The following is an 11,446-nucleotide window of genomic DNA, read 5'->3' on the forward strand; positions in this document are numbered from 1 at the left end:
CCGAACCGCTCACCACCACCCAGCCACCCCGGTGGCGTCCTACGAAAGGTCAACCATGGCCAGCTCTTCCCTCACGCGCGCCCTGATCACGGCCACGGCCGTCGCGCTGGTTGCCACCGCCTGCTCGACCAGTGCGCCCGAGTCCGGCTCCGGCGGTGTCCAGACCGGCCGGGGAGTCACCGACTCCACCATCACACTCGGCGCCCTCAGCGACCTGTCCAACGTGTTCGGCCCGCTGGGCAAGACCCTTGTCCAGGGGAACGAGCTGTACTTCAAGCAGCGCAACGACGACGGCGGCATCTGCGGACGCCAGGTGAAGCTGGAGGTCCGCGACCACGCCTACAACGTCCAGACGGCGGTCTCCCAGTTCTCCGAGTTGGAGCCCGAGGTCCTGGGGTTCGTCCAGCTGCTCGGCTCGCCGATCGTCTCGGCGCTGGCCCCGAAGATCGCCGTCACCGGCGCGACCACCCTCCCCGCGACCTGGTCCACCGACTGGCTGAAGAAGGACGGCCTGGTGGTCACCGGCAGCTCCTACCCCGTCGACATGATCAACGGGATGCAGTACCTCCTCGACGAGGGGCTGATCAAGAAGGGTGACACCATCGGTCACGTCTACTTCGAGGGCGACTACGGCGCCAACGCCCTGAGCGGATCCAAGTACGCCGCCGAACAGCTCGGTCTCACCGTCAAGCCCGTCCCGGCGCCGCCGACCGCCACCGACCTGACCGCGCAGTTCAACGAGCTGCGCTCGGGCGACGACCCGAAGGCCGTCCTGCTCAGCACCGGCCCCCGGCAGACCGCCTCCATCGCCGGCCTGGCCGGCGGCTCGGGCATGGACATTCCCCTGCTGGCCAACGGGCCCGCCTTCGACCCGGCGCTGCTCAGCACTCCGGTGGGCAAGGCGCTGGCCAAGAACCTGTATGTGACGACCTCGTACGAGCCGTTCGCCGGGAAGAGCGAAACCGCTCGGACCATCGCGAAGGACTACGGCAAGGCCTACCCCGAAGGCAAGCCGACCATCTTCGTCAACTACGGCTACGCCACCGCCAGCGTCATGGGCCAGGCCCTGGACGCCGCGTGCGAGAAGGGTGACCTGACCCGGGAGGGTGTGGCCTCCGCCATGCGGTCCCTCACCTCGGTCAAGACGGGCGTCATGCCGGCCATGAACCTGAGCCGCACGACGGAGTTCCCCTCCGCCAGCTCGTACATCAGCCGTGTCGACGCCAAGTCCGACGGCGGCCTCGTCGTGGTGAAGGACCCGTTCACCGCGGCCCTCGCCAAGTCCTTCAAGGGCTGAGGTTCTCCGAGTCCCCGGGCCGGTCCCACGGCGTGGGCCGGCCCTGGGCATTGGGTGTACCGGCCTCACCCCTGCCGGGCGGGGTTCCCCGGCGCGGTCTACGGTGCCTGGAGTTCGAACCCCGCGCGGGCGGACGCCACGCCGTTGATCTGCAGCGCGACGGCGTGCGGTCCGGGGTGGTAGCGGCGGGTGGTGATCGGCCGGAAGGAGTGTTCACGGCTCACCCGCATCGTCTCGCCCGGGGCGAGGGTGCGGGTGGTGAGCTTGAACGTCCTGGCGCTCTGCGAGCCGTTGGCCCTGTTGTGGTGGATCACGTAGTCGATCGCCAGCCGGGCCTCCTCCGTGCCGGCGTTGCGGATGGTCGCGGTGAACCGGATGTTCCCGCCGAAGGCCACCCGTGCGTGGTCCAGCACCGGTCCGTCCACCTCGAGCGTCGCCGGAGCGAATCCGAGCAGTTCGAGGGCATCCGCGTGGCCGCGTTTGACGAGCGTACGCAGGCCGTGGCGCACGAGCCGTCCGGTCGTCGGCGCCGGGTCGTCCAGCCAGCGCCGCGCGGTCGCCACAACGAGGTCGGCGTGGTCACGGCTGAGGTCGTTGAGGTGGTTGGCGACCGATCGCCTGACGTACTCGCTCGCGTCGGCGTAGAGGGCGTCGAGTACGGGCACGGTCGCGCCGGGACGGGCGATGAGCGCCGGCACCCGCAGCGACCAGGGAAGGTAGGGCCGGGTGCCCTCCGATGCGAGGCGGCGCACGTCGGCGTCGGGGGACACCGTCCATCCGGCGATGATCCCGAGCCCCCGGTCCACGTCGTGCCGCAGCAGGACGCGGAGGGCGAATTCGGAGGTCAGCCGTCCGGTGAGGTCGGCCAGGAGTGCCATCGCGTCGTCGAAGGCGTCCTCGGTGTCTTCGGTGACGGCCTTCGTGGCGATGGCACTCGTGACCGGCCAGATGAGCCATCCGCCGAACGCCGGCGCGCCGTCCCGGGCGGCCCGGACGACGCGCGCCAGCTCGGCATAGTCCCCCGGTACGTCGGCGAGCAGGGCGTCCCTCAGCAGGTCGGCGCGTTCGCGCAACGCGAGGGGGCCGAGCCGCTGCCCGGCCGCCCGCAGCGAGGCGAGTTCGGCACCGGGCATCGCGGTGTGGACGGCCCGGGTCAGGGACCGTGCGGTGTGGTCGTTGACGAGTTCGTCGGCGAAGGGCATGGCCGTCTCTCCCCAGTGGTCCAGTGCCTGTCACCCGACGCGCTGGAGCACGGTCGTGAACTGCCAGTCGACGGTGCTGTGGTCGATCGCGCCGTGAACCGGCGAGTCGCCCATCTCGCCGGTGATCCCGGCGGCTCCGGCGCGGGCGTGCTCCAGGCTGTCGTAGGCGACGATGTCGAGGATCGTACCGTCGTCGCGCACGGCGATGCGGCGCCACCGGAAGCCGGGCCGGCGCCTCGGATACTCGTTGATGTCCGTGTTCGCCGCGACGAAGTCCTCCGGTGTGAGGCCGGGCGCGGGTCGGCGGCTGGTCACTTCCAGGATCTCGGCCATGACGGGGTTCACCTTCCGAGGGTGGGTGATGTGCTCGCCGACTGTCGTGCAGGGCGGCACCTCCAGAGTGCGGCTCCGGTCAGCGGGCGAGAAGGCAGTGTCTTACTGGGTGTACGGCACCCAGGAAGCGGCGGTGGTCCCGGCAGGGCAGCGGCAGCTCGGTGGCAGGTCAGGCCGGTTTCGCCATGGAGGCCAGGTAGGTGATGGCCTCCTCACTGCGGCTGCCGGCCTCGGGGCTGCCGACGAGCAGCAGTTGTCCGGGAGCGTCGACCACGTCGAATGTCTGGTAGGTCAGCTCGATGCGCCCCGCTTCGGGGTGCACGAACACCTTGAAGGCCCGGGTGAGGCTTCCGACGCCGTGGTCGGCCCACAGCGTGCGGAACTCCCCCGAGACCTCGCTGAGTTCGGCTACGAGACCGGTGATGTCCGTGTCGTCGGGGAACCGTCCCGCGTTCAGCCTCAGTGCGTGGACGGTGCTGCGCCGCAGCAGCTCCCAGTCCGTGAACACCGTCCTCGCCCGAGGGTGGGTGAACAGGATGCGCGGCATGTTGCGCTCGTTCCCGAACGGCGACAGCAGTGCGTCGGCGACGGGATTGGCCGCGAGCACGTCGAAAGCCGGGCCGAGCACGTAGGCCGCTGACCTCGGGAAGGCTTCCAGCAGGTTCAGGAGCGACGGGTGCACAAGGTCACTCGGGCTGTCCGGGCCGAGCCGGGGGTGCAGCCCCGCCAACCGGTACAGGTGCTCGCGCGCATCGGGGGCAAGGCGAAGGGCGCGCCCGATGGCCCCGATCACCTGGGCGGAGGGGTTGCGCTCGCGCCCCTGTTCGAGGCGGGCATAGTAGTCCGCGCTGACCCCGGCGAGCACGGCGACCTCTTCGCGTCGCAGGCCACGGACGCGTCGCCCCGAGACCCCGCCGGCGAATCCGGCGTCGGCCGGCTCCACACGCGCCCGGCTTGCGCGGAGAAACCCGCCCAGTTCGTTGTCTCGTGCCGTCATGACACCGATGCTAGCCGCGCTCGCCGGTCGCGCGATTCGGTGATTCGGGACGGTCAAGCGTGTGATCACGCACTCTCCTGTCCTGGTCGTCGCGGCGGGAGGCGGGTCTCGCGGGCGTCGCCACCCGCACAGCCGGGATCACAAGAGGACGACCGGTGTGCCCCGGCTTTCCGCACCCCGCCGCGACGTGCCGCTGATCAAGGCATTCGCGCCGGTTCGCAGCAGCCTCGGCCGCCTCAGACCCCCGGTATGACGTACGGCATGTCCAGCAGGATCCGGTGCCCCGTGATCTTCCACTCGCCGTCGATCCGAAGCAGGTCGGTGTCGTAGTACCCGGACTCGATCGGCTGCACGGTGCCCCGGGCGCCGAAGGCACCGGCCGCCCAGCCGCTGTCCGGCCGCTCCTCGGCCTGGACGCGGAAGACGATGAACTGGGCGTTCACATGGGCGCGATCACCGTCGACCTCGATGATGTGGTCGGCGGTCACGTGGTGGCTGGAACCGCCCACCGGGTGCGGGGCCATGTAGTTGTCGACCGCGTATCCCACGGCTGCCCCGCCGATCAGTGGTGGCGCGACCGGCTCGTAGCTGTCGGGGCCGGTCCTGGAGAAGCTCCGCACAACCGCGTCGTCGGTGAACAAGGCACCCTGTGCCTTGCCGTCACGCCGGTCCGTGGCCCGCACGTAGCGCGCCAGGACCTGCTGGATCATGCGCTCGTCACTGCTCATGGCGACTCCTTCTCCTGCCGCGTACGGCGTATTTCCGGTCCCGGTTCCCCGCGAGCGGCCTTCTCTCATTGGCCCTGTTCGGGCTCCGGCCGGCGCCGCCCGCCGGCACCACCAGCATCCGCCTCCACCCGGCGACAAGGAACGGAGTGTCACCCCAGGTGTGCCACACCCAGGCTCACGCTCCCTTCCCCCATCGGGCACCGCGAGCTGGAGTTGCGGGGGCGGCAGCCGCCGCCGGAACACCCGAAGGAGCACGCATGACCACGTCAGCGGATTCGAAGTCCGTCCTCGTCACGGGCGCCAGCAGCGGCATCGGCGAGGCCACCGCCCGCCGGCTGGCCGGGCTCGGCCACCGTGTATTCCTCGGCGCCCGCCGTACCGGGCGCCTGGCGGCGCTCGCCGCGGAGCTGCGCGCGGGCGGGGCGTCGGTCGCCCACCGCGAGCTGGACGTGACCAGCCTCGACTCGGTGCACGCCTTCGCCGCCGCCGGCGCGGAGGAGTACGGCCGCATCGACGTGCTGATCAACAACGCCGGAGTGATGCCGCTGTCACCGATCGGCGACCTGCGGATCGCCGACTGGGAGCAGATGATCGACGTCAATCTGCGCGGCGTGCTCTACGGCATCGCCGCGGTGCTGCCCCGGATGCAGCGGCAGGGCGGCGGGCACATCGTCAACGTGTCCTCGGTGTCCGGGCACCGGGTGGACCCCACCGCCGCCGTCTACAGCGCCACCAAGTTCGCCGTGGCGGCGCTGTCCGAAGGGCTGCGCCAGGAGAGCCGGGACATCCGCGTCACCGTCGTCAGCCCCGGCTTCACGCGCAGCGAGCTGACCGACCGAGGTGGCTCGGAGCAGGCCCAGGCCGCCGCACGTGCGGCGGCCGAGCAACTGGCGATCCCGGCCTCGGCCATCGCGGACGCCATCGCCTTCGCCATCGACCGGCCGGCGAACGTCGATGTCAACGAGCTGATCGTGCGCCCCACCGCGCAGGGCTGACGACCGGTGCCGGGCTCCCGCGCCGATCGCGCCCGGCCCCGCGCGCCGACCGCCTCACGCACCGCTGCGCCGACACCCGCGCTCCCGCCCGGAAGTCTTTCGCTGGACGGTGGGAGACCCGGAAAGGGGTCCCGTCCCGACGGCCGGGGCCATCCTCGGGCCACCGCGCCCGGGTCAGTCCGGTCCAGCGCTCTCGGCCCCGGCACGACAGCGGGGCGGTGCGGTCCGGTGCGGTTCGAGCCGTCCGGTGGGCCCGTCGGCCCGGTCCGGTCCATCATGGTTCGACGGTGAAGGCCCCTTGGACGCCGGTCAGTCGCAGGATCCTGGCGAGGGAGTGCGGAACGGCCCGCAGCCTCAGCTCTGCGCCACATGCGCGGGCGGCGCGGTCGGCGGCGAGGAGCGCACTGAGCCCGCTGCAATCGCAGAACTCCAGGCGCCCGAGGTCGATCACGATGTGCCGGTAGCTGCGCAGGGCGGTGCGCAGGATGGAACGGACCTCGCCAGTGGTGGCCACGTCGAGTTCCCCTGACACTCTGACCCGGCAGCTCTCGGGGCTGATGGACTCCAAGTCCGCGTGTAGCGCGTTGTGCATCGCTGCCCCCTTCGAAGGCGTCTCACACCAGGAGACCCCTTCATCGGTGACGACAACCGATACTTCCTGTTTCAATTATGTAAAACAGCAAAAATGCACCAAACTAGGGATATTCCATTGAAAGGGTCAGGTATCTCTGCGGCCCCTGGCCGACCTGGGCCGCGATCCCGGCGAAGGCCGTCGACAGGCCTGCCCGCGCCCGGATGGGTCGGCTGTCTGCGACGTGGTTGCGGGGCCGGCCGAGGCCGGAGCCCGCTCGGCGAACTCCGCCTCTCCCGGACCGCCCGCCCGATCCCGGCCGGGAGACCGGACGGAGATCCCGCCGGTGCGGGCGGACCGGGCGTCAGAAGCAGTCGGCGGGCATGTCGAGGGTCGTGCGGTCGAGGCTTTCCAGCAGCGCGAACTGGGCCTTTGTCCGGGGCAGTTCGTACCGGAAGAAGTACTGCCCCGCCCGGCGCTTGCCCTCGTAGAAGGCGCCGCCGCGCCCGGCGGCGGCCAGCATCTGCTCCAGCCACATCCAGGCCATTACGACGTGCCCCACGGCCTCCAGGTAGATCGAGGCGTTGGCGAGGGCGGTCTCGGTGTCCCCGGCCGCCCACAGGTGCCGCGTCACGGCGGCGACGCGGGCGAGGGAGTCGTCAAGCTGCCGCCCGAACCCGGCAAGTTCCCCACCCGCGGCCGCCGCGCGGGCGGTCGTCGCGGAGACGGTCTCCACGAGCACGCGGAGCCCGGCGCCGCCGTCCATGACGACCTTGCGGCCCAGCAGGTCGAGGCCGTGGACTCCGTGCGTCCCCTCGTGGATGGGGTTGAGTCGGTTGTCCCGGTAGAACTGCTCGACGTTGTACTCGCGGGTGTAGCCGTAGCCGCCGTGGACCTGGATGGCAAGGCTGTTGGCCTCCAGGCACCACTGGGAGGGCCAGCTCTTGGCGATCGGCGTGAGCACGTCCAGCAGCAGTCGGGCCCTGGCCCGCTCCTCGGCCGTCGGGGCGGTGCGCTCGTCGTCCAGCATCCGCCCGCAGTACAGGATCAGAGCCAGCGCGCCTTCGACGTACGACTTCTGGGCCAGGAGCATCCGGCGGACGTCGGGGTGCCCGATGATCGGGATCTGGGGGCTGGTGGCGTCCTTGGCCGTCAGCGGGCGCCCCTGGGGCCGGGTGCGCGCGTAGTCCAGGGCGTGCAGGTAGCCGGTGTAACCGAGCGCCGTGGCGCCGAGTCCGACGCCGATGCGGGCCTCGTTCATCATGTGGAACATGTAGGACAGCCCTCGGTGGGGCTCCCCGACCAGCAGGCCGACGGCACCCGGGGCGCCGCCCGGGCGGTGGGCACCCTCGCCGAAGTTGAGCAGCGTGTTCGTCGTCCCTCGGTACCCCATCTTGTGATTGAGGCCGGCCAGGGCCACGTCGTTGCGTTCGCCGAGCGTTCCGTCCGGCTCCACCAGGACCTTCGGGACGATGAAGAGCGAGAGTCCCTTCACCCCGGGCGGGCCACCGGGGATCCTGGCCAGGACCAGGTGGACGATGTTCTCCGACAGTTCGTGGTCCCCGCCCGAGATCCACATCTTGCTGCCGAACAGGCGGTAGCGGCCGTCCTCGGCCGGCTCCGCGCGGGTGCGCACGTCGGCCAGCGACGAGCCCGCCTGTGGTTCCGACAGGCACATGGTCCCGAAGAAGCGTCCCTCGACCATCGGGCGGACGTACGTGTCGATCTGGTCCTGGCTGCCGTGGGCCAGCAGCAGGTTGGCGTTGCCGATGGTGAGGAAGGGGTAGGAGGCGGTTCCCACGTTGGCCGCCTGGAACCAGGCGAAACAGGCGTTGGCCACCACGCCGGGCAGTTGCATGCCACCCACCTCGGCGTCCATGCTCCCGCCGATGAGCCCGGCGTCGGTGAAGACCCGCAGCGCCTCGGCGACCTCGGGGATGATGTGCACCCGCTCGCCGTCGAAGCGCGGCTCCTGGGCGTCGTTCTTCTTGTTGTGCGGGGCGAAGTGCCGGGTGGCGATCGTCTCGCTGAGGTCCAGGGCCGCGTCGAAGGTCTCGCGCGAGTGGTCGGCGAAGCGGGTGCGCGCGGTCAGGGACTCGACGTCGAGCCACTCGTACAGCAGGAAGTCGAGGTCTCGGCGGGAGAGCAGGAGAGAGACCATGATCCTCTTCTTCTCGGGTTCGGGTTCGGGGTCTCCGGGCGGAGCGGAGGGCGCGGAGCCGTACGGGCGGAGCGGAGGGCGCGGAGCCGTACGGGCGGGGTCAGACCGTGGTACCGAGGCCGCCGTCGACGGGAATGACTGCGCCGGTGACGTACGATCCGGCCCGGCTGGCCAGGTATACGGCGACGCCCGCCATGTCGTCCGGCCGTCCGATCCGGCGAAGCGGGGCCGCATCCGCGATCGCGTCACCGAGGGCGTCCAGGGTCGCGGCCATCATCTTGGACTCGAAGGGCCCGGGCGCGATGGCGTTCACCGTGATGCCCTGCGGCCCGAGTTCCTTGGCCAGCACGCGGGTCAGGTGGTGCAGCCCTGCCTTGCTGGCCGCGTACGAGTAGGCCGAGACCGGGCTGACATGCAGGCCGTCGATGGATCCCACGTTGATGATGCGCGCCGGGTCTTCCATCGACCCGCCGGCGCGCAGCTTCGGCAGCAGTGCCTGGGTGAGCAGGAAGGGGCTGCGAAGGTTGAGGTCCATGACCTTGTCCCAGCCGCTGACCGGGAACTCGTCCAGGGGCGCGCCCCAGGTTGCGCCGGCGTTGTTCACCAGGATGTGCAGCCGCTCCTCCCGGTCGCCGATCTCCGTGGCGAGCCGGTGGCACTCCTCCTCGCGCGACAGGTCGGCGGGCAGTGCGACCGCCTCGCCGAGGGCGGAGAGCTCGCGCACGGCCTCGTCGCAGGCCTCCGCCTTGCGGGAGCTGACATAGACCTTGGCACCCGCTTCGACCAGGCCCCGGGCGATCATCAGGCCGATACCGCGGGAGCCGCCGGTCACGAGGGCGGTCTTGCCGGCGAGGGAGAACAGTGAGGTCACAGCGGACTCCTGAGGGGAGAGACGGGCACGGGCAGGCGGTTCCCACCGACGAGGCAGATACTAAGCAGTCGCTTAGGTAGTTGTCCAAGGTCCACGCTCTCGCAACCCCGTCCGCGCCGGCTTGCCCGGCCGTCCCGGGAGAACCGATCGACGACCACGACGGCGTCGGCCGGGCCGGTGCGCACCGCGGGCCTCCGTCACCACCTGACTGGAGGCCGAAGAACAGATGTCCGCGCTCGTCGCCGACGTTCGCCACTTCCTCGGCCCGGAGGCCGGCCTTCATGGGGCATGCGGCTCGCACGGCCTCCCTGCGGAGCGGTGGGCGGACTGCGCCATCACCGACCATCAAGCGCAAGCCGAAGTCACCGCGTCCCACATCACCGGCCTCCCGCACCAGCGCACCCTCGCGAAGCCTGCTGGCTCGGCCTGCTGCCCACGTAATGCGGGCAGCCCTGAGGTTGGACCTGCGGAGCCCCGCCGAGAACGCGCAGCAGAGCGATCTACTGTCCGGTTGCCGATGGAAGCCCGACAGCTTCGTCGGTCCTCGCCCCTTTCAGGTGGACCCCTCGCAGGTTCGCGCCGGTGAGATCGGCCCCGGTCAGGTCCGCACCCGTCAGATCGGCCCCGGTCAGGTCCGCACCCGTCAGATCGGCCCCGGCCAGATTCGCACCCGTCAGATCGGCCCCGGCCAGATTCGCACCCGTCAGATCGGCCCCGGCCAGATTCGCGGCGGGCGTGCCCCACTTCTGATTCGGTCCCAGGTTCGCACCGGTCAAGTTCGCTCCCGCCAGGCTCGCACGGGTCAGGTTCGCACCCGTCAGATCGGCCCGGGTCAGATTCGCGGCGGGCGTGCCCCACTTCTCGTTCGGTCCCAGGTTCGCACCGGTCAAGTTCGCTCCCGCCAGGCTCGCACGGGTGAGATTCGCTCCCGTCAGATCGGCCCGGGTCAGGCTCGTAGGAGTATTGAGTTGATCTACGTTGAGGCGGGCTCCGGTCAGGTCTGCCCGGACGAGCAGCACCTCGGTGAAGTCCGTGCCCGACAGGCTGGCGTCGACCAGGCTCGCGTCGGACAAGTCGGCACTCCCCAGGCGCACGTCCTGCAGGAACGCCCTGGTCAGATCCGCGCCGTACAGGCGCGCCTCCCTCAGATCGACGTCCAGGAAGGAGGCGAGGGCCAGGATCGTCCCCGAACACAACGCGCCATGCAGGTTCACGCCGGTGAGGGTGGCCCTCTGCAAATCGGCGCCACTGAGGTCGGCGTCAGCAAAGGGAAGGTGACGAGCGGCCGAAGGATCGCCGCCGCGTTCCTTTCCATGACGTTGCGTCGACAGTTCCAGACCGCGCAGATCCGAGTTCCTCCAATTGATCTTTTCCTGACCGTCCTGGCCTGGCGGGCGCTCAGCCAATACCTCCGTCACCGCCGTCACGTCAGGGCGGCCCGGCGGAGGAACCTCGCCGACCTTTAGCCTCGGGAAGCCGCCGGCGGGGGCGGGCGCATGGGTACGCACGTACGCGGAGAGCACCGCAATGACCCTCGGCTGGTCGCGCGGTGAATCCTGCATGATGCGCTCCAGGGCGTAGATGCCCCCGAACCGCACATCGGCCGACGACGAACCCAAGTGTGTAACCGCCACGTTGAACCGGGTGGTGACCTGCGCCTGCTCGGCTATCTGCAGTTCTGTCCGCGTCTGGCCCACCGAGACCCAATTGAACAACAGGGCGATCAGCGCCGCCAGGCCAGGCAGTGTCGCCGCCAGCGTCAGCCATGGCGTCGTTCCACCCTGCCCACTCCCCCCGCGGCGGCGGGCGTTGCGGATCCGCCGCCGCGGGGCCGTGCGGCGCCGCGCGATCGAGTGCCTCGGCCGAGGCCGCCTGCCCCTCACTCTTCCATCGCACTCCAGGAATCAGGATTTCGCACGCCGAGGGCTCAAAGGCTGACTGACCGGCCTGAGACCATCGGCGACGCGAGGGCTCGGCCGGCCGCGGCATCGCGCTCGCGTTGCGGAATGCGCCGAGCGGGTGAAAAGTTGGCCGTAGATCGCCCGTACGTCGGTTGAGCTCAGACTCTCCGGTGCCGGACCCTTGCCGCCGTCAAGGGCCGAGTCCGCCACGGACCGACCAGCACCGTGCAAAGCCCATCTGGAACCCCCATGCTCACAATCGCCCGGCGAACCATCTTCCGCACAGTCGGTGCGTCCTGCCTGGCTGCGGCGCTTGTGCTGCCGCCAGGCGTGACGAGTGCCGTGGCAATGCCCCGGGCTCGCACCGAGACCTCGGTCGCAGTACCCGCC

Annotated in this window: 10 protein-coding genes; 2 read left to right on the forward strand and 8 right to left on the reverse strand. The window is 70.4% G+C overall.

Annotated features, from left to right (window positions below):
- The first annotated feature begins 55 nt into the window (after positions 1-55).
- On the forward strand, positions 56-1,297 hold the full coding sequence (locus GUY61_RS09790) for an ABC transporter substrate-binding protein (protein WP_166629686.1): 1,242 nt from the start codon (positions 56-58) through the stop codon (positions 1,295-1,297).
- 98 nt (positions 1,298-1,395) lie between these two features.
- On the opposite strand, the gene GUY61_RS09795 is transcribed toward GUY61_RS09790, so the two are convergent.
- The 4 genes from GUY61_RS09795 to GUY61_RS09810 form a co-directional block, all read right to left on the reverse strand.
- Entirely contained in the window at positions 1,396-2,499 is a 1,104-nt protein-coding gene (locus tag GUY61_RS09795) for a DNA alkylation repair protein (RefSeq protein ID WP_166629687.1), read from the reverse strand.
- Between the two features lie 30 nt (positions 2,500-2,529).
- Complete coding sequence (locus GUY61_RS09800) at positions 2,530-2,832, reverse strand: hypothetical protein (protein WP_166629688.1); 303 nt, start codon at positions 2,830-2,832, stop codon at positions 2,530-2,532.
- Positions 2,833-3,001: 169 nt separating this feature from the next.
- Positions 3,002-3,829 carry a helix-turn-helix transcriptional regulator gene (locus GUY61_RS09805; RefSeq protein ID WP_166629689.1) on the reverse strand — a complete coding sequence of 276 codons (828 nt, stop codon included), beginning with the start codon at positions 3,827-3,829 and terminating at the stop codon, positions 3,002-3,004.
- A 236-nt stretch (positions 3,830-4,065) separates the two neighbouring features.
- Positions 4,066-4,557 carry a nuclear transport factor 2 family protein gene (locus GUY61_RS09810; protein WP_166629690.1) on the reverse strand — a complete coding sequence of 164 codons (492 nt, stop codon included), beginning with the start codon at positions 4,555-4,557 and terminating at the stop codon, positions 4,066-4,068.
- 257 nt (positions 4,558-4,814) lie between these two features.
- Here GUY61_RS09810 and GUY61_RS09815 point away from each other — a divergent pair, with 257 nt between their 5' ends.
- Entirely contained in the window at positions 4,815-5,552 is a 738-nt protein-coding gene (locus GUY61_RS09815) for an SDR family oxidoreductase (protein WP_166629691.1), read from the forward strand.
- Positions 5,553-5,826: 274 nt separating this feature from the next.
- On the opposite strand, the gene GUY61_RS09820 is transcribed toward GUY61_RS09815, so the two are convergent.
- The 4 genes from GUY61_RS09820 to GUY61_RS09835 all read right to left on the reverse strand — a co-directional run bounded on the left by GUY61_RS09820 (position 5,827) and on the right by GUY61_RS09835 (position 10,870).
- A complete protein-coding gene (locus GUY61_RS09820; RefSeq protein WP_166629692.1) occupies positions 5,827-6,144 on the reverse strand; it encodes an STAS domain-containing protein in 318 nt (105 codons plus the stop codon).
- Between the two features lie 343 nt (positions 6,145-6,487).
- Positions 6,488-8,284 (reverse strand): acyl-CoA dehydrogenase, encoded by a 1,797-nt coding sequence (locus GUY61_RS09825; RefSeq protein WP_166629693.1) that lies wholly within the window; start codon positions 8,282-8,284, stop codon positions 6,488-6,490.
- Positions 8,285-8,384: 100 nt separating this feature from the next.
- Positions 8,385-9,155 carry an SDR family oxidoreductase gene (locus tag GUY61_RS09830; RefSeq protein ID WP_166629694.1) on the reverse strand — a complete coding sequence of 257 codons (771 nt, stop codon included), beginning with the start codon at positions 9,153-9,155 and terminating at the stop codon, positions 8,385-8,387.
- A gap of 500 nt (positions 9,156-9,655) precedes the next feature.
- Positions 9,656-10,870 (reverse strand): pentapeptide repeat-containing protein, encoded by a 1,215-nt coding sequence (locus GUY61_RS09835; protein WP_166629695.1) that lies wholly within the window; start codon positions 10,868-10,870, stop codon positions 9,656-9,658.
- Positions 10,871-11,446: the final 576 nt, after the last annotated feature.

Origin of the sequence: Streptomyces sp. GC420 (assembly GCF_009916105.1) — a bacterium.
Taxonomy (GTDB): Bacteria; Actinomycetota; Actinomycetes; order Streptomycetales; family Streptomycetaceae; genus Streptomyces.

Excerpts from the sequence above, each read along its gene's own strand:
- GUY61_RS09805 (WP_166629689.1), bottom strand. The coding sequence starts at position 3,829 with ATGACGGCACGAGACAACGAACTGGGCGGGTTTCTCCGCGCAAGCCGG.
- GUY61_RS09825 (WP_166629693.1), bottom strand. The coding sequence starts at position 8,284 with ATGGTCTCTCTCCTGCTCTCCCGCCGAGACCTCGACTTCCTGCTGTAC.
- GUY61_RS09790 (WP_166629686.1), top strand. The coding sequence starts at position 56 with ATGGCCAGCTCTTCCCTCACGCGCGCCCTGATCACGGCCACGGCCGTC.
- GUY61_RS09795 (WP_166629687.1), bottom strand. The coding sequence starts at position 2,499 with ATGCCCTTCGCCGACGAACTCGTCAACGACCACACCGCACGGTCCCTG.
- GUY61_RS09815 (WP_166629691.1), top strand. The coding sequence starts at position 4,815 with ATGACCACGTCAGCGGATTCGAAGTCCGTCCTCGTCACGGGCGCCAGC.
- GUY61_RS09810 (WP_166629690.1), bottom strand. The coding sequence starts at position 4,557 with ATGAGCAGTGACGAGCGCATGATCCAGCAGGTCCTGGCGCGCTACGTG.
- GUY61_RS09800 (WP_166629688.1), bottom strand. The coding sequence starts at position 2,832 with ATGGCCGAGATCCTGGAAGTGACCAGCCGCCGACCCGCGCCCGGCCTC.
- GUY61_RS09820 (WP_166629692.1), bottom strand. The coding sequence starts at position 6,144 with ATGCACAACGCGCTACACGCGGACTTGGAGTCCATCAGCCCCGAGAGC.